Here is a 23995-nt window from a genome sequence, read left to right as displayed (position 1 = left end):
AAAGTAACACCCACACAACTTGACAGAAATGTACCTGGATCATAATTGATACAAAAATGTTAAAAATTTTGAGCTGGCTCGCACAAGCGAGACCTTTTTTAACTTTTGTAATCAGCGCTTTCCGGCGCCAGATAACGTTCTTCGAAGATATTTGCCGGAACCGGTCGGGCAAACAGGAACCCTTGTGCCACTTCCACCCCGGCATGTGATAGCCATTCACGCTGCGCTTCGGTTTCGACACCTTCGGCGATCATCTGCAAATTAAGGCTGTGGGCCAACTGAATGATGGCGGAGATCATGCTGCAATCCTCAGGTACCCCATCGACAAACATCTTATCGATTTTGAGGACATCCACCGGTAGCGACTTCATGTGCTGCAGCTGTCGCAGGCCCGCATACCCCATGCCAAAGTCATCCAGTGCGATACGTACTCCCGCATTACGCAATGGGCGCAAAATGGCCACCGCGGCGTGGGGATCATCGATATGTCGGCTTTCAGTCACTTCCAGGATCAACGTACCAGGCTTGATGCGATAGCGGTTTAACAACTCCAGCAGGTCCGAGACCATACTCGGGTGCATCAGCTGTAGTGCGGACAAATTCACCGACAGCGGCAGCATCAGACCCCGTTCCTGCCACGCTGACAGCTGGCGGCACGTCTCTTCCAGCACCCAGTAACCAACCGTCACCATCAGGCCGCAGGACTCAATCCTGTCGATTAACCCTTCGGGCAACTCCCAGCTTCCGTCCGGCTGCTGCATCCGCAATAATGCTTCTGCGCTCAATACCTTACCGCTGGACATTTCCACCTGCGGCTGCATCCAGAGCGCGAACTGACGATTATCCAGCGCGGTAAGAATATCGTTCTCTTCCGTCAAACGCTGCTGCGCCTCTTCCATCTGTAACGGATCAAAGAACTGAATTTGATTTTTACCCTTATGGCGCGAGGTTAACACGGCCGACAGGGCGCGGCGGTATAGCTGCTCTGCGGTCAAATCACCATAGAACATTGCTACCCCAATGTTGCAGGTAGGACGCAGTTGAATACCCTGAATAGGTAATCGCTCGTTAACGATAGTAAGTACTTGCTGACCTAAAGTAATAGCGTGCCAGGGTTCTTTTACGCCATGGGCGATGATGGCGAAGTCATAGCCACTCACCTGGGAAAGCACCATCCTGGGGGCTAATACCGACTTGAGTTTTTCGACCAGCGTAAGCAGCAGGATTTCCCGCTGAGTTTCGGTTAACACACCCGCGGTGTCACGTAGGGTTTCGCAGGTGACAATCATCAGCGCCGTCGTCTGCTGGCGGGTAACAACCTGCTCCAGCAGCCCCATTAAAAACGACTTATTGGGCAGTTCGGAAACCGGGAAACGCATTGCAAAGTCGCTTTGCTCTTCGCTATGTCGCTGAATCAACTGCTGATTAAGATTGTAGCTACGCACCAGCATACCAATCTCATCATCCTGATGTAGACGCGGCAATGCCAGTTGATAGCCAATCAGATCCTGCTGTTGGATGTCGTTCAGCTCACGGGCAATTTTACGTAAGGGGTGCACAATCAAGCGGTTAATGCACCAGGAGATGGCGACGGTCAGTATTAACGACAAAAGTAAGTAAATGGTCACTAACGTCGAGAGCGTACTCATCACGAATTTGTACATGCGGTACGAATCCGCCTGCAGTACCAGATACGCCAGCGGTTGCGGGTTAGCTGAACGCTCAAGAGAATAGATCGGCAGCGAAATTTGTACCGGAAGCTCAAACAGGCGAGTCACCGTAACAGGAACGGGGCGTTCAGGGATAAAGCTCATCCGCAACGCCTGAAACTGATTGGGCAGCACCACATCGGCGCGACTTACCACGCCCGCTGGCCGAATACTTTTTAAAATGGCTTCCGCTTCGGGAATATCCCCTTTCAGGATAGTGTCCGACAGAGGCTCACGGACGGAGCGAGCGATACTTTCCAGTTGCGTAGCCGTGTTATAGCGGTTTTGCTGGACCAGATGGAACAACAAAACGGTGCAAAAAATAAAAACGAACACCATAACAACGGCCGCAACCATTGCCATCTGCTTAATTGTTAACGAGCGACTGACACGCAAACTGACTCTCCACGGATAGACGAAACTGCCGTCAGAGTATACCCGATCGTAGCGGTATTAAGAGAGGCGGTATCTGAAAACTTCCCAGCGTGCATTATCGCGACAGGATAGGCACCTGGCGACGAGATTTATCTGCATTTAAGCCGAAAAAGGCCGCAAGGTCGCCCCCTGCGGCCTGGTTCGGGCGCATGTTGCCATCACGGCAGGCAGACGCCCACAAAGCGCATTACTTCCTGTTACGCAGCCAGCTCACAATCAGGCTGGCAATGGTGCCAGCGATGATTGGAGCCGCTAAATCGTGCCAGAAGGTCACGCCTAACTGTGCGAGCGTCATATAGCCGCCTGTGTTGCAATGGCAACTGTTCACGGCTATCCTTGAGTTGTTCAGGTTCAAGTCAGCCCCCGTTTTGTTGCCCAGGTTTATACCGAACAACGTGCGGGGGTTTTCTCTTTCCAGCAACCGATGCCGCCGGGGATCAAGCCCCCGCAACATTGCGCCTCACCGGGAATTCCCGGCTTGCCGCTGATTCTACGGCAGCCCACTTGCCATATCACTGCGCAATATTGCGCTCTGCGTAGCGCCTCGCAATTCACCCATTTTCTCACCAGCACGCTGGAAAGATTCTTTCCAGTTGGCAACATTTCTGCCGACCATTAGTTCAGACAAAAACATAACACATTGATATCTATCAGTTCATTTTCTGGCACAGCGATTGCTATTTGACTGTGAGCTGTTCTGTTCCGAATTAAAGGAGATATCATGTCTGACTGTCGTACTTACGGATTCAACACCCAGATCGTTCACGCGGGGCAACAACCCGACCCTTCAACTGGCGCGCTTAGTACGCCTATTTTCCAGACCTCAACGTTTGTTTTTGACAGCGCCGAACAAGGTGCCGCTCGCTTTGCGCTCGAAGAGTCCGGGTACATTTACACCCGCTTGGGTAACCCCACCACCGATGCGCTGGAGAAAAAGCTGGCGGTACTGGAAAGAGGTGAAGCCGGGTTGGCAACCGCGTCCGGTATTTCTGCTATCACCACAACGCTGTTGACGCTTTGCCAGCAGGGTGACCATATCGTTTCCGCCAGCGCGATTTACGGCTGCACCCACGCGTTTTTGTCGCACAGCATGCCGAAGTTTGGGATTAACGTCAGCTTTGTCGACGCGGCAAAGCCTGAAGAAATCCGCGCCGCCATGCGACCAGAAACCAAAGTTGTGTATATCGAAACGCCCGCCAACCCAACGCTGTCGCTGGTCGACATTGAAACGGTGGCCGGTATCGCCCATCAACAGGGCGCATTGCTGGTGGTGGATAACACCTTTATGTCGCCGTACTGTCAGCAGCCTTTGCAACTGGGTGCGGATATTGTGGTTCACAGCGTCACCAAATATATCAACGGTCACGGGGATGTGATTGGCGGCATCATTGTTGGTAAGCAGGAGTTTATCGACCAGGCGCGGTTTGTAGGCCTGAAAGATATCACCGGCGGCTGCATGAGTCCTTTCAATGCGTGGTTAACACTGCGCGGCGTTAAAACGCTGGGCATTCGTATGGAACGCCACTGTGAAAATGCGCTGAAAATCGCCCGCTTCCTCGAAGGGCATCCATCTATTACTCGGGTGTATTATCCTGGCCTGACTTCGCATCCACAGTATGAGTTGGGCCAGCGGCAAATGAGCCTGCCAGGTGGAATTATCAGCTTCGAAATCGCCGGCGGCCTCGAGGCTGGTAGGCGGATGATCAATTCTGTAGAATTGTGCCTCCTCGCGGTCAGTCTCGGTGATACCGAAACCCTCATTCAGCACCCAGCGTCTATGACACATTCGCCCGTTGCACCTGAGGAACGGCTCAAAGCAGGTATTACCGACGGGCTTATCCGTCTTTCTGTGGGTCTTGAAGATCCAGAAGATATTATTAACGACCTTGAACACGCCATCAGAAAGGCAACATTCTGACCAATATGGCCTGAACCGACGCCGTTCGGTTCAGGTTGTTGAGAATCAAGGCACAACAGTCTGGCAATACACGCGATCCTCTTTCGGGGAGAACGTGTATTTTGGGCAGGGGGTTCTATGCAGGACAACACATTACAATTAAGCAACAATACAGCAACCGCCGTACCATTCTCAAAAAAAATACCGTTTACGAAATACGATTTTGGCTGGGTATTACTGTGTATCGGCATGGCCATTGGTGCCGGAACGGTACTGATGCCGGTACAAATTGGCTTAACAGGCATTTGGGTATTTATCGTTGCCTTTATTATTGCTTATCCGGCAACTTATATTGTGCAGGATATTTATTTAAAAACATTATCAGAAAGCGAAACCTGTAATGACTACACGGATATTATAAGTCATTACTTGGGAAAAAACTGGGGCGTATTTCTTGGCGTCATCTATTTTCTGATGATTATTCACGGCATATTTATTTATTCCTTATCCGTGGTTTTTGACAGCGCCTCATATATTAAAACCTTCGGCTTGACCGAGGCCGATCTTTCACAATCGATAATCTACAAAGTGGCTATTTTTGCCGTGCTGGTCGCCATTGCTTCCGGGGGAGAAAAGCTGCTGTTCAAAATCTCCGGCCCGATGGTGGTGGTCAAAGTGGGTATCATCATCGTATTTGGTTTTGCGATGGTTCCGCACTGGAACTTCGCTAATATCAGCGCCTTCCCTGAAGCATCGGTCTTCTTTCGTGATGTACTGCTAACCATCCCGTTTTGCTTCTTCTCAGCGGTGTTTATTCAGGTGTTGAACCCAATGAACATCGCCTACCGCAAACGGGTGGCAGACCGGGTGCTGGCTACGCGTATGGCAATCCGTACGCATCGCATCAGTTACATTACTCTGATTGCTGTCATTCTGTTTTTCTCCTTCTCTTTTACCTTTTCCATTAGCCATGAAGAGGCCGTTTCGGCTTTCGAACAAAATATTTCAGCACTGGCGCTGGCGGCTCAGGTCATTCCTGGGCAGATTATTCATATCACCTCAACGGTATTAAATATCTTCGCCGTATTAACCGCGTTCTTTGGTATTTATCTGGGATTCCACGAAGCGATCAAAGGTATTATTCTCAACGTTCTGAGCCGCGTCATTGACGTTGAGAAAATTAATCCGTTGGTGCTTACGCTGGGTATTTGCACCTTTATTGTTATCACCCTGGTCATTTGGGTGTCATTTCGCGTATCGGTACTGGTGTTCTTCCAGTTAGGTAGCCCGCTTTACGGGATTGTGTCGTGTATTATTCCGTTCTTCCTGATCTATAAAGTAACGCAACTGGAAAAACTGCGCGGACTGAAAACCTGGTTGATCCTGCTGTACGGAATTCTGCTGTGCCTGTCGCCCTTATTGAAGCTGATTGAATAACCCATGTATATCGCGCCGTCAGACGCTGGCGGCGCTTAACCCACACTCTCCAGCTGATAGCCGCGAATTTTATTCAGCACCGTGGTGTGCGACACACCCAGCGCTTTGGCGATATGCCGTGACGACACATTATCTTCCACCATCTGTTCAATGAGCTGGCGTTCAGCGCAGAGAACCTGCTCTTTAAAAGGACGTTCTGTCGCGCCCCGCTCAACGGCAGGCAAATTCACCATCCCTAATTCTTCCCGCGTAATAACATCGGATTCCGCCATCAGCATCAGGCGAATAATGGTATTTTCCAGTTCGCGCACGTTTCCCGGCCAGGTGTGATGGTGCAGGGCATCAAAACAGGCTTTATCCAGAATGATCCGCCGCTGGAATTCCTTCGCGTATTTCTGCACAAAGTGGCGAATCAGCAGGCTGATATCCTGTGGGCGCTCGCGCAAAGGTGGAATGGTCAGTGAAAGCACGTTGATGCGGTAATAGAGATCGGCGCGCAGCAGACGTTGTTCCACCATCTCTTCCAGATTGGCATTGGTTGCCACAATAATGCGCACATTGACCGGAATAATATGCGCTCCGCCAACGCGCCGAATCCCGCCATCCTGAAGCACGCGCAGGAGTTTAGCCTGTAAGCTCAGCGACATTTCGCCAAACTCATCGAGAAAAAGGGTGCCTTTATCGGCCATTTCAAACAGCCCTTTTTTGCCTTTACAATCCGCGCCGCTGAAAGCCCCTTTCTCATAGCCAAAGAATTCACTCTCCATTAGCGACTCAGGTAGCGCAGAGCAGTTGACCGGAATAAACGGATAAAAACGTCGCTGCCCGGAATTATGGATAGCCCGGGCCAGTAGCTCTTTACCGGTCCCCGTATCGCCACGGATCAGAACGGTATATTTGCTGTCGGCAATTTTAATCGCCTTTTCGATAAGCGCGTGCATGCTCTGGCTGCTGCAAATAATGTCAGAGAAATAGCGCGGCCGTTCCGGCTCCGGCGTTGACAGCTCACTTATCTCCTCACAGAGGTAAGCGACATGAATAATATCGGCGCGCTGGCTTAAACAGGATTGCACACAGGAAATATCCTGTAGCTGGCGGCACCAGGATTTAATCAGGATCCGCCCAGGCGTGACTTTCATGGAGATAATATTGATATCACAGCAGGAAAACTCCTTCAGGACATCCTCAACCATCGACAGACGATCAATTGTTTTAATATCCCAGCGTATCGTGACCACATTTGCTCCTGGTAGTTAGCAACTGCGAAATAGATATTTCTGTGACTAGAGGGAATCTGACTACATTCTAGACGCTGTGGAATAATGTTCTGCCAAAGGACTCACATTGTGGACGTAAAGAGAAAATATAAAAAAACCGGAGCACAAGGCTCCGGTTATCGGGTCATAACCCAGGTTTATTGCTGTGGGTTCTCATCCTGGTCAACGGCAAAACACGCCACCAGTTGACCGCCGTAATCTTTCAACTGCGGCTGAAGCTGGGTACACGGACCAAAGCGACGACGGCAGCGGGCGTTAAACGCGCAGCCCGGCGGCGGATTCAGCGGGCTTGGCAGTTCACCGGTCAGCTTGATACGCTCACGGCGATCGTCCGGGTTCAGACGCGGCGTTGCGGAGAGCAGCGCTTGCGTGTACGGATGACGCGGATTATTGAAGATTTGGTCCTTCGTCCCTTTCTCCACGCAGCGGCCTAAATACATCACCATCACTTCATCGGCAATGTGCTCGACCACCGACAGGTCGTGCGAGATAAAGACGTATGACAGCCCCAGTTCCTGCTGCAAATCCATCATCAGATTCAGCACCTGCGCACGCACCGAAACGTCCAGCGCTGAGACCGGTTCATCGGCAATCACCACGTCCGGATCAAGCATCAGACCGCGAGCGATGGCAATACGCTGACGCTGACCGCCGGAGAACATATGCGGATAGCGGTCGTAGTGTTCGGTTTTCAGCCCCACTTTCGCCATCATCGCCAGCGCTTTTTCACGACGTTCCTCTTTGCTGAGCGTGGAGTTGATCAGCAGCGGCTCTTCCAGAATCTGTCCCACTTTTTTACGCGGGTTCAGGGAACCGTACGGGTTCTGGAATACAATCTGGATTTTCTGCCGACGCAGCTTTTGCGCCTGCGGGTCGTGCTTAAGCAGATCCTGTCCCTGGTAATACAGCTCACCGCCGGTCGGGACTTCAATCATCGTCAGCAGGCGGCCAAGGGTGGATTTCCCACAGCCCGACTCGCCTACCACCGCCAGCGTTTTACCACGCTCTAAGGTAAAGGAGACGCCGTCCAGCGCTTTCACCAGGCGCTCCGGGGCGAACATGCCCTTTTTCACCGGGTAGTGTTTTTTCAGATCAATAGCCTGCAACAGCGGCTGTGGCAAAGCGGCCTTTTGCGTACTCATAGCCCAGGCCTCCCGGCATCATCAAGTGGGTAGTGGCATTTCGACTGACGACCGCCTTCCAGCAGGTTCAGTTCAGGTTCTTCAGCGCGGCATTTGTCGGTCGCATAGGGGCAGCGTGGGTTCAGCAAACAGCCGCTCGGGCGGTCATATTTCCCGGGAACCACGCCCGGCAGCGAGGCCAGACGTGCTTTATCCTGAGCAAACTCAGGCAGCGCGCGCAGCAGCGCCTGGGTGTAAGGATGACGTGGCGCGCGGAAAATATCCTGCGCGGCTCCGGTTTCTACCACCTGGCCGGCGTACATCACGATGATTTTGTGTGCCGCTTCAGCCACCAGCGCCAGATCGTGCGTGATTAAGACCAGCGCCATGTTCTCTTTTTGCTGCAATTCCAGCAGTAGCTCGATGATCTGCGCCTGAATAGTCACATCCAGCGCCGTTGTCGGTTCGTCGGCAATCAGCAGTTTCGGACGACAGGCTATCGCCATCGCGATCATCACGCGCTGGCTCATCCCACCGGACAACTGGTGAGGATATACATCCAGACGTGAGGCCGGATCGGGGATACCCACCAGCGTCAGCAGGTCTATTGCCCGCTGAATACGCGTTTTTTTGTTGCCGCCCTGGTGCACTTTAATAGCTTCCATAATCTGGTAGCCGACGGTGTAGCAGGGGTTAAGGCTGGTCATCGGGTCCTGGAAGATCATCGCCACTTCCGCGCCCACTAACTGGCGACGCTCTTTCTCAGAGATGCGCTTCAGGTCGCGACCATTAAACTCCAGATTTTCGGCCATAACGCGGCCTGGGTAGTCAATCAGTCCCATAATCGCCAGCGAACTGACGGACTTACCAGAGCCGGACTCTCCTACAATGCCAACCACTTCACCCTGATTCACACTGTAGCTAATGCGGTCTACGGCGCGGAATTCGGAACCTACGTCGCCGAAATGCACCGATAATTTATCTACATTTAATAACGCCATCTCGAACCTCTTACTGCTTCAGTTTGGGATCGAGCGCGTCACGCAGACCGTCACCCATCAGGTTAAATGCCAGCACCGTCAACAGGATCGCCAGCCCCGGGAAGGTCACAACCCACCAGGCGCTTTGGGCAAACTGCAGAACGTCAGAGAGCATGGTGCCCCATTCCGGCGTAGGCGGCTGTGCGCCCATCCCCAAGAAGCCGAGGGCAGCCATATCGAGAATGGCGTTAGAGAAGCCAAGCGACGCCTGAACAATCAGCGGCGCAAGACAGTTAGGAAGAATGTTGACGAACATCTGGCGCATCGCGCCGGCTCCCGCCACGCGAGATGCTGTGACGTAGTCGCGGTTAACCTCCACCAGCACGGCGGCGCGCGTCAAACGGACATAGTGCGGCAATGCCACGAACGTCAGCGCCAGCGCGGCGTTGCCAATCGAGGGGCCAAATACCGCCACCAGCACCAGCGCCAGCAACAGGCTCGGCAATGCCAGCATGATATCGACCACACGCATGATGACGTTATCAACAATCCCGCCAAAGTAACCGGCGATCAGCCCAAGAACCACGCCCATCAGCAGGGAGAGTACTACCACCAGACAGCCGACCAACAGCGACAGACGCGCACCGTACATCAGGCGGGACAACACGTCGCGGCCTACATCATCAGTACCAAACAGATGCGCCATGGTACCGCCGTCCTGCCACGCGGGAGGAGCCAGCAGCGTATCGCGGAACTGGTCTGCCGGGTTGTAGGGTGCGAGGACGTTGGCAAAGACCGCAATCAGGATCATCACCACAACGTACACCAGCCCAACAACCGCACCTTTGTTGCGTTTAAAATAGTGCCAGAACTCCTGCAACGGAGTCATCGGCACCGGTGCAGCAATAACTTTATTTTCAGTAACCTGTGACATGATGGCCCCTTACTTCTTATGCCGAATACGCGGGTTCACCACGCCGTACAGCAGGTCTACCAGCAGGTTGACGAGAATAATCATCGTCGCGACCAGCAGCACCCCGCCCTGCACCACCGGATAATCGCGGCGTTGCAGCGCATCGATCAGCCAGCGCCCCAGCCCCGGCCACGAGAAGATGGTCTCGGTCAGAATCGCCCCGGCCAGCAGCGTACCAACCTGCAGGCCGATAACGGTCACCACGGGCAGCATCGCGTTACGCAGAGCGTGAATAATGATGACGCGCATACGGGTCAGGCCTTTGGCGCGCGCGGTACGGATGTAATCTTCACCCAGCACTTCCAGCATCGATGAACGGGTCATACGCACAATGACCGCCAGAGGAATGGTACCCAGCACCATCGCAGGCAGGATCATATGCGCCAACGCATCAATAAAGTTGCCCTCTTCACCCCAGATGGCGGTGTCGATCAGCATAAAGCCGGTTAGCGGATTGGAATCATCAAGGAACACCATGTCGCTCACCCGCCCAGAAACTGGCGTCAGGTTCAACTGCACGGAAACCAGCATGATCAGCATCATGCCCCACCAGAAAATCGGCATAGAGTAACCGGTCAGCGCCAGGCCAACTGCCGTGTGATCGAAAATGGAGCCGCGCTTAACGGCAGCAAGTACACCCACTGGGATACCCACTGCGACGGCGAAAATCATCGCGCAGACGCCGAGTTCCAGCGTTGCTTTGAAGCGAGGTACGAACTCTTCCCACACCGGTAAGCGGCTTTTCAGTGAGATACCTAGATCACCATGCATAACCCCCCAGATATAGTGGAGGTACTGCTGCCACATCGGCTTATCCAGACCGAGTTCAGCCAACAGTTGAGCATGACGCTCAGGGGAGATCCCACGTTCACCCGCCATGATCATAACCGGATCGCCGGGGATCATATGGACAAAGGCAAAGGTGAGAAGAGTGATACCGATAAACGTGGGGATGACGAGTCCCAAACGTCGGAGAATGAACTGCAACATAACCCGGATTCTCTCTAATGACGCACGGCCTGGAACCGTGAGTCTGTATTGCTCACAAATCTTATCCCACGCAAACTGCATCGCGGGTAAAGCATTACGCCGGAGGGCGCTGCGCTTATCCGGCCTACACAATACCGGGGCGCAGCGCTTCCTTAATTGCTTTTAATTATTCGACAGAGACGTTTTCGAAGTGGTGTTTGCCTAATGGATCAACCACATAGCCTTTCACTTCTTTACGCACTGGTTCGTACACGGTGGAGTGAGCAACAATCAGAGCCGGAGCCTGGTCGTGCATAACAACCTGAGCTTGCTTGTACAGTTCAATACGTTTGTTGTGATCGTCGGTCGCACGCGCCGGCTGGATCAGGTCTTCAAACGGCTTGTAGCACCAGCGAGAGTAGTTGGAACCGTCTTTCGCTGCCGCACAGCTGAACAAGGTCGCGAAGAAGTTGTCCGGATCCCCGTTATCACCGGTCCAGCCCATCATCACCGCCTGATGCTCACCCGCTTTGGCGCGTTTCAGATACTCGCCCCACTCGTAGGTCACAATCTTGGCCTGAACGCCAATTTTCGCCCAGTCAGCCTGAACCATTTCTGCCATACGACGTGCGTTCGGGTTATATGGACGCTGTACCGGCATAGCCCACAGCTCAACGGTAAAGCCTTTGTCCTGACCAGCTTCCTTCAGCAGCGCTTTGGCCTTCTCAGGATCGTAGGTGTAGTCTTTAACGTCGTCGTTATAGCCCCACATGGTCGGCGGGATCAGGTTTTTCGCGGCAACGCCAGCGCCCTGATAAACCGCTTTGATGATCGCTTCTTTGTTTACCGCGTAGGTCAGCGCCTGACGGACTTTCACGTCATCAAACGGTTTCTTCTCGGTGTTGAAAGAGAGGTAGCCCACGTTCAGACCCGCCTGCTCCATCAGGTTGATGTTTTTATCCTGCTTCATGCGCGCGATGTCTGCCGGGTTCGGGTACGGCATCACCTGGCACTCGTTCTTCTGCAGTTTGGCGTAACGCACGGAAGCGTCAGGCGTAATGGAGAAGACCAGACGGTCGATCTGCGGCTTGGTGCCCCAGTAACCTTCGAATGCTTTATACAGAATACGGGAGTCTTTCTGGTACTGCTGCAGCTGGAACGGACCGGTACCAATTGGGTTCAGATCCACTTTCTCCGGAGAACCGGCTTTCAGCATGTTGTCAGCATATTCTTTGGAAAGAATAGAAGCGAAGTCCATCGCCAGGTCAGCCAGGAACGGCGCTTCCGGGCGAGTCAGCACGAACTGAACGGTTTTATCGTCCACTTTTTTCACTTCGGAGATCAGATCCGGCAGACCCATCCCTTCGAAGTATTCATAGCTGCCGCCAGAGACTTTATGGTACGGGTTCTGGGTATTTTTCTGACGATCGAAAGAGAACACCACGTCATCGGCGTTAAAATCGCGCGTCGGTTTAAATTCTTTGTTGTCCTGCCACTTCACGCCCTGACGCAGGTGGAAGGTGTAGGTTTTGCCGTCTTCGCTGATTTCCCACTTCTCAGCAAGGCCCGGGATCACTTCAGTCGTACCGGTTTTGAACTCGACCAGGCGGTTATAGATCGGTACGGAGCTGGCATCATAGGTGGTGCCAGAGGTGAAAAGCTGCGGGTTAAAGCCTTCAGGAGATCCTTCTGAACAATAAACCAGAGTTTTAGCCTGTACGCTTGCTGCGACGGTCATAGCCACCAGGCTCAGACCAAGCTTCAGCATCCCTGACTTCTTCAAGGAAATACTCATTCTTCTGCTCCAATGTGATGTTTGTTGTTTTACCCTTTGCAGTGGGTTTGCACCGCCTGGCCTTTTTTGTTTTTTACCCGGCCGGGTCGGCGTTAAGAGGATGGGGATTCCGTTCACATAAGCGACTGAGTTGCAGTGCGGATTCTCCATGAAATGCCCCTCATACCCTACAATCTGTCAACAGAATGTGAAAACGTCAATACAGGTCACCGTGATTTACGCCAACGGTGAGAATTCACAAACAAAGATTAAAAAAAGTGCGGAAGGACATTTTCAGCAGGGAAATTTGTGCTACGCGTACTATGCCAGAATAAACATCTTCATATTTCGCAACATTTGGTGATTAACATTTATGCAATTTATTCAAACTTTCTAAATTAATGCTGCATATCTGAGCGATTAATACCATGAACGTTAAAGCGCACAGCGGAAAATGCCAGCTTCAGCCATAAGTAGCGCAAAAAAAGTTTCAAGCAAATATAAAAAAAGGCAATGGAATATGTCACAGAATCGTTAACAGTCAGTGGGAAGTGGTGCACAATTTTTGCAGATAAAATGAAGGTCAAACGTGGGGTCGGAAAAACAAAAAATACGCCCTGCCAGCGCTTCGCCTGTAGGCCGGATAAGGCGCTTGCGCCGCATCCGGCAATGTCTGTTATAGCGTGATGTTTTGCCTGATGGCGCTTCGCTTATCAGGCCTACAAAAGCCACAAATGCAAAAAACCCGCTCAGAGAGCGGGCTTTTCTAATTTGGTCGGTGATAGAGGATTACTCGCCACTGCGTGGCTCGCCCTGCGGGCCGTTGCTGACGCAACGTTCTCTCGCTACGCTCGAGTCGACCCCCTTGCCCCCGGAGGTTCTCATCCTCGTGGATTCCGGAAAGCAAAAAGCCCGCTCAGAGAGCGGGCTTTTCTAATTTGGTCGGTGATAGAGGATTCGAACCTCCGACCCCTTCGTCCCGAACGAAGTGCGCTACCAGGCTGCGCCAATCACCGAATGCGGGGCGCATCTTACTGCTCAGCTGCGCGCCCGTCAATCCCTTAGTATCAAAATGCCATTTGATCGGCGAGAAAGTCAGCAGCTCAGTTACTGGGCTGTCGCCTTATTCGCGTCCGGGATACGGCACCAGTTATTATTCTCGTTAATACCGCCATTTGGCGAGGTATAACCGAGGCAACCCAAAATGGTGTCGTACAGTTCCACATGACGACGCGGCACCTTCATATCAGCTTCTTGCTTAAGGTGTGCAAACGCCTTCGCATGGTCGGGGTCTTCCAGATATTTGTCAGACATCCACACCATCATAGGAACGCGGAACTGCTCAGGTGGCGCCATTTTACGCGGCGTACCGTGCAGGTGCTCGCGCTCGTTAATCGACTCACCGTGATCGGCGGCGTAAAACACGATCGCTTTCTTATCACGTAGTTGATCAAATACTTTGGTAATAAAGTGATCAACATAGGTTACCGAGTTATCGAATGAGTTGATCATCTCAGCTTTCGAGCAACCGCTATCAACATTGACACATTCCGGCTTCCACTGCGCATAATCACGGGTATAGCGCTGGGTGTAGTTAAAATGCGAGCCCTTGGTATGCAGAATAATTAGATGCTTGCCACCATCTTCATTATTTTGCAGAGACTGCTGCATCTCGGTAATCAACAGCATATCGTCAACGTTCTTGCCACGGTTGCGCGGCTCTGCGCCAATCTGCTCACGATAGGCGATGTTCTCCGCCATGGTGTTACTGTAGAACCACATCTCGCTTTGCATCGCGTAAAGATCGGTCTTGAACCCTAACTGGCCGAGCACGGAGAAGACGTTTTGTTCTTTCAGAGTACGCTGCGGGTTTTCTTCTGCCCCACCCTCACGCACAAACATGCAACGCAGCGAAAGTTTGGTTGCCGTATCACAGGAATATCCACGGAAGGCGGCCAGATTTTTCTCCTGGGCGAGCCTTGGCGTGGTATTACGCTCATAGCCAAAAATCCCCATATGATCCCAGCGGGTCGTTTCGCCGATAATAAAGACCACATAGGTGTCGTCGAGGTTTTTGGGGGCAACATAGGTAAACTTCTTCGCCGGGTTCATCAACGATTTGTTGTCTGAGGATTCATCCACCTGTGCCCAGGCGTACAGACCCAGCGCGGAGAGCCAGTTTGACGGCAGATAGGAATTCGCCACTACCCCGCCATAGCTGGGCAAATCGATCCCCGTTGCTCGCTCAACGCTTCTCTGTTGCATACTCAGCAGGCGAATCGGCACCCATACCATCAAGCCAGCCAACAATACCACCGCCACGCTACGCCATCTCATGCCAGGCGTACGGATCTGTTTCATCAGGGTATAGCGGCAGCGATTACTCCAAATCAGAACCAACGGTAAAATGCTGACCGAAACCAGCCACACGACAAAATGCCAGCCAACCACTTCTTTCGATAAATCAATATCCGTGGTCATTACGGAGGCAATAATACCGTAACCAATTACCACGTTCAGGAAGGTCATGTAATAGCTGGCACCGGCAGAACACAGCACCACTAACGTTGTCAGGACACGCCAGGCGCGCCGACCAAATAAAGAGAGAAGTCGTAGTAAAAAGAAGGTCACCAGCACAGTGCCGGCTAATTCAACAACCGCAGAGAGTCCTTTCCAGACGGTAAACTCGTGTGCATATCCGCTAAAGCGCCGGAAAAATACAGCACAGTTCATAAACAAACCGATATAGATTGCCAGCAGGAAACTGAGTTTCTGCTGCGTCATCGACTTAATATATCTCATGCAAACAAACCCTGGGAATCGGGATTAAAACACCCTGAGCAGTAGTCAAACAGACCAGGCAGGGGAAAATGCGACAACAGCAGAAGTGAAATGTCTACGGGCGCGGGTAAGTAGACCACAGGAGGGGGAAAAAGTGCTTATAGAGAATGCAAATGACGCATATATTTTTGTAAATATATGCGCCAGGTATTAATCAGACTACTAATAGGTTTAGGCGTGCGCCTCGGCATATACGCTACGCTGTGGCTGGCGGATGGTGGTGGAGAGTGCCAGCGAGATAATTAACAGCGCAAAGATAACGCAGAAGGTCACATAGAAACCGCCGAACAGCGAGGCGATAATGGAACCACAAATGCTGCCGATACCGAAACCTAAGTAAATGACACCATAGTTTTTAGCCAGATTGTTCAAACCGAAGAACTCGCTCACCAGTGACGGGAACACGGTGATGGTACCGCCAAAGTTAAATGCTACACAGGCAATCGCCGCGAAGAAGGTCGCATCATTCAGCGGGGCGAACAGCAGTGCCGCCATACCGACCAGCGAAACGACCTGCCCAATGGTGATAACGCGAATACGAGAGATTTTGTCGGACAGAATCCCCAGAACCAGACGACCTGACAGGTTAGCGATAGAAATGACGGTAACCGCATTTGCCGCCGTTGCCACATCCATATGCGCCAGGCTTTGTGCAATATCTTTCGCCACGCCAATCACATATAGCCCACTCATACACGCCGTCAGGAACATCACTGCCAGCATCCAGTACTGCGGTTTACGCATGGACTGCGCCAGGGTGTAGTCATTCTCAACCACGCCATTTTTCGTTTTCACTTCCTGATTCGGCGCGTCTTTCATCAGCGTGGAGCCAAAGACGATCATCACCAGCACAATCGCGCCCCAAATCATGAAGGTTTTTTCCAGACCCACAGTGCTCAACAGTTGGCTGTCGATGAATTTAAAACCGAGGCTGCCAAGACCGTAAGAACCGATGGCAAAGGCGGAAATCAGCCCTTTACGCTCAGGGAACCATTTTACACAGTTGGAAAGTGTTAACAGGTAACCTGCGCCATCCGCCAGACCGACCAATACACCGGCGCTCAGCCACAGCATAATCAGGCTGTCAGAGTGGGCGGTTAAGAAGAAGCCGACACCCAGTAAAATACCGGAGGCCATGGTGACGCGTTTCACGCCAAAACGTTCCTGCAGTTTCCCGGCGACGGAAGAAGAAATTGCCAGCCCGAGGCTCAGCAGGCCAAAGGAAAAGGCAACCTGACTCACCGGCGCATCAAGCTTAGAAGAGAGCGCACCGTTAAACAGGCTCCAGGTATAAACAGAACCTAAAGCAAATTGGGTAATGATGGTGCCGATCAGTGTCAGCCAGCGGGTACGCTGATAATCAGAAGTTTTCATGGCAGTCTTCCTGCATAAACAAAATGGGAAATTCTCTGCCAACAACCATACCGAAGCGCTTTTATGAGCAGGAGAAAACGGCATGAAATGCCGCCAGGACGGAATGAAATGCCTGGAATGCGGAATGAATGACGAGACAAAAAGTCGGGTTACTGAATTTTATCGCATGAGTTAGTACACGCTATCGCTGGAGTGCGTGTGATTGTTGATCTCAACATGTAATCAAGATGTTTATATGCTGATTACTTACGTTAAAATTTGGCGCTCACTCCCATGGTGTACATATAGTCGCTGTTGTTGGTACTGTTTTCCGCCTGCGAAAGCGCCGCGTAAGCCGCCATGTGCGGGTTCAACAGCATATCTGCACCGACGGTGACATCCACCCAGTTACCATCCTGACCCGCTGCTGACATGCGACTGAGACCCGACTGCGCCTTCCAGATATTCTCGCCAAACTGCTGGTTATAGCTGATTTGCGCCCACGGACGCACATCACCGAACTGCGAATTGACTCGCCAACCCAACGAACTCACGCTGGCATGCCACAGCGGATCGTTCTGCGTTACCGACGTCGCGCTATCGCCAAATTCGTTGTAAGTAGATGTGGTTGAACCGTCATAATGCAGCGCGGCAACCGGACCAGTTGTCACCTGCCTTGAAAGCGGGAAGTTCCAGCCCATACTCATGCCGCTGGTCGCATCCATAGGCGTCTCATCCGCCAGATTCACCACGGGACCCGCCACGTTCTGAGTGGAACGAATACGTTCTTCCAGAATGTCGTTATAACGTGGTTGGTGATCGCTGTCCCATGTATAACGTTCAGCCGTATGCCCTGACATCGCATCAACGATATATTCTTGTTGCCAGCCATATGCTGTATTGATGGACAGCGCACAAACTACGACGCTCGCCAGAGTTAACCTTTGGCGACCACTACTGTTTCTTATAATCATCAACGCGACTCCAGAAAAGAGCCGAATTCGGCGATATTATTGTCATTGAGTGAAGGATATTGGGCCCATCAGGCCCTGTATTAAATATTGTCTTTTTAGCTGGCGCGTCAAGGCGGGCCGAATGAAATTTTTACGCCAGTAAAAACAGCGAGGAAGAATATGCAGCGTTGCGGATGGGTCAGCCAGGACCCACTTTACATTGCCTACCACGACAAGGAATGGGGCGTCCCCGAAACCGATGGTAAAAAGCTGTTCGAAATGATCTGCCTTGAGGGCCAGCAGGCCGGGTTATCGTGGATTACCGTGCTCAAGAAACGGGAAAACTATCGCCACGCCTTCCACCATTTTGACCCGGAAAAAGTGGCGGCCATGACCGAAGAGGATGTGGAAAGGCTGGTACTGGATGCCGGCATTATTCGTCATCGCGGAAAAATTCAGGCCATTATCGGCAACGCTCGCGCTTTTCTGACGATGGCGCAAAACGGAGAGTCGTTTAGCGAATTCGTCTGGTCATTTGTTGATAACCAACCGCAAGTGACTCACGCCGCCAATCTGAGCGATATTCCCACCTCCACGCCTGCGTCAGACGCGCTGTCTAAAGCATTAAAAAAACGCGGATTTAAGTTTGTCGGCACCACCATTTGTTACTCCTTTATGCAGGCGTGCGGCCTGGTCAACGACCATGTCACCAGCTGCATCTTTTATCCGGGAGAACAACATGATTCGTGAATCCAAGGCTGAAGATCTGCCGTCAATTTTGGCGCTGTGGATGGAAAGCACAATCCATGCCCATCCATTTATCGAAGAGCGCTACTGGCGCGAAAGTGAATCCGTGGTGCGGGATGTTTATCTGCCAGCCGCGCAAACCTGGGTTTGGGAAGAAGAAGGCGAGCTCAAAGGCTTTGCCAGCGTGATTGACGACCGCTTTCTCGGCGCGCTGTTTGTCGCACCTGCCGCCATCAGAAGCGGGATCGGCAAAGCGCTGGTGCAGCATGTCCAGCAGCGCTTTTCAATACTCAGCCTTGAGGTATACCAGAAGAATCAATCAGCGGTGAACTTCTACCATGCGCTGGGTTTTCGTATTGAAGACGGCGCATGGCAGGAAGAGACTCACCACCCCACGTGGATTATGGGCTGGCAGGCGGATCAAACGCCGTAAGCGCCAACGTTGGTCCGCTATATTTTTCAAGCCACGCCAGCGCGGTGTTGCCCGCGCAGCCATTCCCCAGCTTCGAGCTGGGGAGATCTTTGGTCAGCACGTTGACGGCGCCATTTTTACAAATACCGTTCGCTGCGAGATCCAAATCAGGCCAGGCGCCTTCATGAATACAGATGACGCCGGGTTTAATACCCGCCGTCACCACCGCGCCCGCCAGAACTTGCCCGCGCTGGTTCCACACCCTGACCGTATCGCCATCCGCAATGCCGCGCGCGTGGGCGTCCTGCGGATGAATCGTTATCGGCTCACGATCCGCTACCGCGTACTGCTCCCGTAGCGCACTGTAGTTAAGCTGACTATGCAAACGGTGCGCCGGGTGGGCGGAAAGTAGCTGTAGCTGGTCCGGTTCAGCGTTACCGAACCACTCATCCGGCTCCAGCCACATCGGGTGTCCCGCGCAGTCCGCGTAGCCGTAACCTGCAATCCTCGCGGAGTAGATTTCAATTTTGCCGCTGTCCGTTTTCAGCGGATGCGCCTGCGGGTCGCGGCGAAAATCCGCAAAACGGATAAACTGTGCGCTGGCGGCGTTTTCCGGCATTTCGATCAGGGCGTTGCGCTGCCAAAACTCGGCGAAAGGCGGCAATGTCACCTGCTGACTGGCCCCACGTTGCCCGGCAATATTGTAAAAAGTCTCCAGCCACGCCAGTTCGCTTTTACCTTCGGTGAACCGTTCATATCCGCCCTTTTCCCAGCGCTCACTCAGCTCGGCAAAGACATCAAAATCATTTCGCGCTTCGTCCTGCGGCGGTACGACCTGCTTCATCGGCACCAGGTGCTGGTTGCTGTAATCGCCAGTCATGGTCAAATCATTACGCTCAAAGGAGGTGGTTGCTGGCAGCACGATATCAGCATGCTTTGCTGCTGCGGTCCAGAAACACTCCGAGATGACCACCAGCTCCGGTTTTTGCCAGGCGCGAATTAAACGGTTAGTGTCCTGATGATGGGTGAAGTTAGCGCCACCCGCCCACCACAGCATACGGATGTCCGGGAAATGGCGGTCCATGCCGTTGTGCTGGTAAAAACCGCCGGGATTTTCCAGCGCTTCGACAATTCGCGCCACCGGGATTTTATCTACCGCGTCGGTGCCGCCTTTAACGCTGCCCTGCATTGAAGCCAGCACCGCAGCCCGGCGCGTTGGGTTGCCGCCGTTGGCAAAATGGTACGACAGCCCAAAACCGCCGCCTGGCGTCCCGATTTGTCCGAGCATGGCGGCCAGGGTGACAATCATCCAGTGTTTCTGCTCGCCATACTGTTGGCGCTGCATGCCCCATCCGGCCATCAGCATGGTGGTATTTTGGTGAAATATCGCTGCAAGTTCGCGTATCTTCGCGGCCGGAATACCACAAATCTCTGCCGCCCATTTTGCCGTTTTTGCAACATCGTCAGATTTACCCAGCAGATAGTCGGCAAAACGGTCATATCCGGTAGTACACCGGGAGAGAAAGTCCTCGTCATGCCAGCCGTTTTCCACCAGCGTATGCGCGATGCCCAGCATCAGCGCTACGTCGGTCCCCATATGCGGGGCAATCCATTCCATCTTATCGCCAAAGAAATCGACGCTTTCCGATCGCATCGGATCGATACAGATCAACCGTTTACCGCTGTCGCGCAATGCCTCAAAGTACGCGAGGCCCTGCTCATCGGACGCGTTCCAGGCAATCTTCAGGGTATTCAGCGGATTGGCGCTCCACAACACCACCACCTCGCTGTTCTCCAGCACCACCGGCCAGCTGGTTTGCTGCTGGTAAACTTCGTTCCCGCCCACCACGTACGGCATGATCGCTTGCGCAGCCCCCGTCGAGTAATCCCCCAGATGCCCGGTATAACCGCCCGCCAGCGCCATATAACGCTGTAACAGGGTCGCCGCTTTGTGTAACACGCCGTTGGAACGCCAGCCGTACGAACCGGCAAAAATTGAGGCCGGGCCGTAGCTGTCACGGATGCGTTTATGCTGCGTATGGATAAGATTCAGCGCGTCGTCCCAACTGACACGAACAAACTCATCCTGCCCACGTACGCCCTGTGGGTTTTCCGGCGAGGCGAGAAACCCTTTACGCACCATCGGAAAACGTACCCGCGTTTTACTGTGAACCTGGTCGCGCACCACGGTTTGCAAAGAGTTGGGATGAGCGGTGGGCAGCGCGCCACGCGAGGAGAAAACCGTCTCACCATCAGTGTCGACGAGGATTGGTCCCCAGTGGGCGGCGGTTAACACCGAGTAATGTGCGGGTGAATTAGCCAAGATGGCGCTCCTGAATGCGATGTGACGGATTATTTATTATGCCGTTCAATGTTACTTACAAATTTCAGAGTCTTCCCTGGAATTTTCTTCATGTTCACACGTCATAATCAACCGCCACGGTCGCTGTGGCAAAGAAGAAAAAGTCATTAAGGAATTAAGATGAAGAAACGTGTATTTGTTATTGCTGCCATCGTGAGCGGCGCCCTGGCGGTTTCTGGCTGCACAACAAACCCTTACACCGGCGAACGCGAAGCGGGTAAATCCGGCATTGGCGCAGGTATTGGCTCTCTGGTCGGCGCGGGCATTGGCGCACTCTCTTCTTCGAAGAAAGATCGCGGCAAAGGCGCACTGATTGGCGCAGCGGCTGGCGCGGCCGTTGGCGGTGGTATCGGCTATTACATGGACGTGCAGGAAGCGAAACTGCGCGAAAAAATGCAGGGAACGGGCGTCAGCGTGACGCGCAGTGGCGATAACATCATTCTGAACATGCCAAACAACGTCACCTTCGACAGCAGCAGTGCCAACCTGAAGCCTGCGGGTGCTAACACCCTGACCGGCGTGGCGATGGTACTGAAAGAGTACAATAAAACCGCCGTCAACGTGCTGGGCTTCACCGACAGCACCGGCAGCCAGGATCTGAATATGCGTCTGTCACAGCAGCGCGCAGACTCCGTAGCCAGCGCCTTGATCACTCAAGGGGTCGCAGCTAACCGCATCCGCACTCAGGGTATGGGCCCGGCAAATCCGATCGCCAGCAACAGCACAACGGAAGGTAAAGCGCAAAACCGCCGCGTAGAAATTACCTTAAGCCCGATCCAGTAACGTTTTGTGCCGGATGGAAGCAGACCGTATCCATCCGGCATGAAGCACTTGCCATCGTTGATTTTCGCGTTAAGGTGTTGTCACCAAATTCAGGGAAATCAGCGATGAGCAAATCAACACGGGCAACCATCAGCGATGTGGCGAAAGCTGCAAAAACCGGCAAGACCAGCATTTCACGTTATCTCAACGGTGAAAAGCACCTGCTTTCCGACGCGCTGCTGGCCCGCATTGAACAAGCCATTGCCGATCTCGACTACCGTCCCAGCCTGATGGCAAGAGGCCTGAAACATGGTCGTACCCGCCTGATTGGCCTGATCATCGCCGATATTACTAATCCCTACTCCGTCAACGTGCTAAGTGGTATTGAAGCTGCCTGTCGCGATAAAGGCTTTACCCCGCTGGTGTGTAACACCAACAACGAAGTGGATCAGGAACTGCATTATCTCGACCTGCTGCGCAGCTACCAGGTCGAAGGGATTGTGGTCAACGCCGTCGGGATGCGCGAAGAGGGGCTGAACCGCCTGCAACAGTCTGCGCTGCCGATGGTGCTGATTGACCGTAAAATTCCCGATTTCGCCTGTGATATGGTCGGGCTGGATAACACCCAGGCGGCAACGGTTGCCACCGAACATCTGGTCGAACAAGGTTTTGAAGCCATCCTGTTCCTCAGCGAACCACTCGGCATGGTGAATACCCGCCGCGAACGCCTGAGCGCTTTTCGTGCCACGCTCGCGCAATACCCCGGCGTGATCGCGCAAAATGCCGAAGTCCCGCTCACGGACAATACGCAACTGGACGACACCCTGCGCCAGTTTCACCAGCAGCATCGTGGAATGCGCAAAGCCGTTATCTCTGCCAACGGTGCCCTCACGCTACAAGTAGCCCGCGCCCTGAAACGCATTGGCCTCAACTGGGGGAGCGACATTGGCCTACTCGGTTTTGACGAGCTGGAATGGGCCGAGCTGGCGGGCGTTGGTATTACCACATTGAAACAACCCACCTGGCAGATTGGTTACACCGCCGTTGAGCAGGTTGTGCGCCGGATCGATGGCGGCTCTGCGGCCATTCAGGAGCAGGTCTTCTCCGGCGAGCTGATCGTGCGCGGCTCTACCTGCCGTTAAATTACCTTCGTGATGGTGATCATAAATTCGACATCATAGGCTTTTCTTTGGAACCGGTTCCATCTAGCGTTATAACAAGAACGCTAGTCTGGAGTTTCCATGAAAAGAAAAATTATGGTGGTCACCGCCGCTTATGGGCACGACCAGGTACGGGCCGCAGGCGGGCAAACGGCAATGCTGCCCATCATCGCTGAAGCCGGTGCTGACGGCGTCGAAATCCGCCGCGAGCTATTAACCGACGTTGAGCTGAAGACGCTGTCCACGATGGCCTCTGCGATCGAAATCTTCGGCCTGCTGGCCTGTTACTCTGCGCCTGAACCGTTGTTCCTTGAGGACGGTAGCCTCAACCCCCGTCTTCCAGAACTACTTGAGGAAGCGCAGGCCTTGCAGGCACTGTGGTTAAAAGTCTCCCTCGGCCATTTTTCCCATACCGAACAGTTCGACGTTCTACGCCAATGGCTGGACAACAGCGGAATGGAGCTGGTTGTCGAGAACGATCAGACCGACTGCGGACGCCTGCAGCCGATGCAGCGCTTTAACGAAGCCTGTCAGGCGCAAAACCTGCCGATATCTTTAACCTTCGATATGGGGAACTGGCTGTGGGTGGGCGACTCCCCGGAACTGGCGGCGCAGAACCTGGCGTCAACCGTTGGGTATATCCATGTTAAAGCCGCAGTTGCACATCGCGACAGCTACCGCGCCGTACCGCCAGATACCGCCGATCCGCGCTGGCTGGCGCTGCTAAAAACGCTGCCCAACGATGTCCCACGCGGCATTGAGTTCCCCCTGGAAGGGCAGGATTTGGTGGCGGTTACCCGCCGCTACGTCGAGCTGTTACGCGAGGAGTAACA

At 53.2% G+C, this 23995-nt stretch carries 19 protein-coding genes, 1 tRNA gene and 1 other RNA gene; 7 read left to right on the top strand and 14 right to left on the bottom strand.

Going from position 1 to position 23995, the window contains the following annotated elements:
* Positions 1–98: 98 nt before the first annotated feature.
* Positions 99–2105 (bottom strand): biofilm formation regulator HmsP, encoded by a 2007-nt coding sequence (gene hmsP, locus SK35_RS01010; RefSeq protein WP_075551226.1) that lies wholly within the window; start codon positions 2103–2105, stop codon positions 99–101.
* Between the two features lie 226 nt (positions 2106–2331).
* Positions 2332–2439: a type I toxin-antitoxin system toxin Ldr family protein gene (locus tag SK35_RS01005; RefSeq protein ID WP_048215340.1), complete on the bottom strand. Its 108-nt coding sequence runs from the start codon at positions 2437–2439 to the stop codon at positions 2332–2334.
* A gap of 426 nt (positions 2440–2865) precedes the next feature.
* On the opposite strand from SK35_RS01005, the gene megL reads away from it, so the two are divergent.
* Both megL and SK35_RS00995 read left to right on the top strand, forming a co-directional pair.
* On the top strand, positions 2866–4062 hold the full coding sequence (gene megL, locus SK35_RS01000) for a methionine gamma-lyase (RefSeq protein ID WP_008786414.1): 1197 nt from the start codon (positions 2866–2868) through the stop codon (positions 4060–4062).
* Positions 4063–4179: 117 nt separating this feature from the next.
* Positions 4180–5478 carry an aromatic amino acid transport family protein gene (locus SK35_RS00995; protein ID WP_043018665.1) on the top strand — a complete coding sequence of 433 codons (1299 nt, stop codon included), beginning with the start codon at positions 4180–4182 and terminating at the stop codon, positions 5476–5478.
* 35 nt (positions 5479–5513) lie between these two features.
* On the opposite strand, the gene SK35_RS00990 is transcribed toward SK35_RS00995, so the two are convergent.
* The 11 genes from SK35_RS00990 to SK35_RS00940 form a co-directional block, all read right to left on the bottom strand.
* Positions 5514–6716, bottom strand: coding sequence for a sigma-54 interaction domain-containing protein (locus SK35_RS00990; RefSeq protein WP_048215339.1), 1203 nt, complete (start codon positions 6714–6716; stop codon positions 5514–5516).
* A 176-nt stretch (positions 6717–6892) separates the two neighbouring features.
* Positions 6893–7897 carry a dipeptide ABC transporter ATP-binding subunit DppF gene (gene dppF / locus SK35_RS00985; RefSeq protein ID WP_003827418.1) on the bottom strand — a complete coding sequence of 335 codons (1005 nt, stop codon included), beginning with the start codon at positions 7895–7897 and terminating at the stop codon, positions 6893–6895.
* Positions 7894–8877: a dipeptide ABC transporter ATP-binding protein gene (gene dppD, locus SK35_RS00980; protein ID WP_003024317.1), complete on the bottom strand. Its 984-nt coding sequence runs from the start codon at positions 8875–8877 to the stop codon at positions 7894–7896. Before dppD ends, dppF begins: the two co-directional genes overlap by 4 nt.
* Positions 8878–8887: 10 nt before the next feature.
* Entirely contained in the window at positions 8888–9790 is a 903-nt protein-coding gene (gene dppC / locus SK35_RS00975; RefSeq protein WP_048215338.1) for a dipeptide ABC transporter permease DppC, read from the bottom strand.
* Positions 9791–9799: 9 nt separating this feature from the next.
* Positions 9800–10819 carry a dipeptide ABC transporter permease DppB gene (gene dppB / locus SK35_RS00970; protein WP_032945322.1) on the bottom strand — a complete coding sequence of 340 codons (1020 nt, stop codon included), beginning with the start codon at positions 10817–10819 and terminating at the stop codon, positions 9800–9802.
* Positions 10820–10985: 166 nt separating this feature from the next.
* A complete protein-coding gene (dppA, locus tag SK35_RS00965; protein ID WP_048215337.1) occupies positions 10986–12593 on the bottom strand; it encodes a dipeptide ABC transporter periplasmic-binding protein DppA in 1608 nt (535 codons plus the stop codon).
* A 751-nt stretch (positions 12594–13344) separates the two neighbouring features.
* Positions 13345–13477: non-coding RNA, RtT sRNA (locus SK35_RS00960), on the bottom strand.
* A 34-nt stretch (positions 13478–13511) separates the two neighbouring features.
* Positions 13512–13588: transfer RNA gene (locus SK35_RS00955), tRNA-Pro, on the bottom strand.
* Between the two features lie 91 nt (positions 13589–13679).
* Positions 13680–15374: a kdo(2)-lipid A phosphoethanolamine 7''-transferase gene (gene eptB, locus SK35_RS00950; RefSeq protein WP_032945323.1), complete on the bottom strand. Its 1695-nt coding sequence runs from the start codon at positions 15372–15374 to the stop codon at positions 13680–13682.
* A 210-nt stretch (positions 15375–15584) separates the two neighbouring features.
* Positions 15585–16787: an L-lactate MFS transporter gene (locus SK35_RS00945; protein ID WP_048215335.1), complete on the bottom strand. Its 1203-nt coding sequence runs from the start codon at positions 16785–16787 to the stop codon at positions 15585–15587.
* A 251-nt stretch (positions 16788–17038) separates the two neighbouring features.
* Entirely contained in the window at positions 17039–17740 is a 702-nt protein-coding gene (locus SK35_RS00940; RefSeq protein ID WP_003827405.1) for an autotransporter outer membrane beta-barrel domain-containing protein, read from the bottom strand.
* Positions 17741–17899: 159 nt separating this feature from the next.
* On the opposite strand from SK35_RS00940, the gene tag reads away from it, so the two are divergent.
* Positions 17900–18469, top strand: a complete 570-nt coding sequence (gene tag, locus SK35_RS00935) for a DNA-3-methyladenine glycosylase I (RefSeq protein ID WP_048215334.1) — start codon at positions 17900–17902, stop codon at positions 18467–18469.
* Positions 18459–18899: an N-acetyltransferase gene (locus SK35_RS00930; protein WP_003827401.1), complete on the top strand. Its 441-nt coding sequence runs from the start codon at positions 18459–18461 to the stop codon at positions 18897–18899. Before tag ends, SK35_RS00930 begins: the two co-directional genes overlap by 11 nt.
* Here the strand turns inward: SK35_RS00930 and SK35_RS00925 are convergent.
* Entirely contained in the window at positions 18868–21201 is a 2334-nt protein-coding gene (locus SK35_RS00925; protein ID WP_048215333.1) for a molybdopterin guanine dinucleotide-containing S/N-oxide reductase, read from the bottom strand. The genes SK35_RS00930 and SK35_RS00925 overlap by 32 nt on opposite strands.
* 159 nt (positions 21202–21360) lie before the next feature.
* Here SK35_RS00925 and SK35_RS00920 point away from each other — a divergent pair, with 159 nt between their 5' ends.
* From SK35_RS00920 to SK35_RS00910, 3 genes are all read left to right on the top strand, one after another.
* A complete protein-coding gene (locus tag SK35_RS00920) occupies positions 21361–22023 on the top strand; it encodes an OmpA family lipoprotein (RefSeq protein ID WP_048215332.1) in 663 nt (220 codons plus the stop codon).
* A 104-nt stretch (positions 22024–22127) separates the two neighbouring features.
* Positions 22128–23144, top strand: a complete 1017-nt coding sequence (locus SK35_RS00915; RefSeq protein WP_048215331.1) for a LacI family DNA-binding transcriptional regulator — start codon at positions 22128–22130, stop codon at positions 23142–23144.
* A gap of 99 nt (positions 23145–23243) precedes the next feature.
* A complete protein-coding gene (locus tag SK35_RS00910) occupies positions 23244–23993 on the top strand; it encodes a sugar phosphate isomerase/epimerase family protein (protein ID WP_048215330.1) in 750 nt (249 codons plus the stop codon).
* The last annotated feature ends 2 nt before the right edge of the window (positions 23994–23995 follow it).

It is taken from the genome of Citrobacter sp. MGH105, assembly GCF_001037485.2.
GTDB lineage: Bacteria > Pseudomonadota > Gammaproteobacteria > Enterobacterales > Enterobacteriaceae > Citrobacter > Citrobacter portucalensis.
The sequence above is the reverse complement of the archived record's forward strand: the minus strand, read 5'-3'. Positions and strand labels throughout refer to the sequence as shown.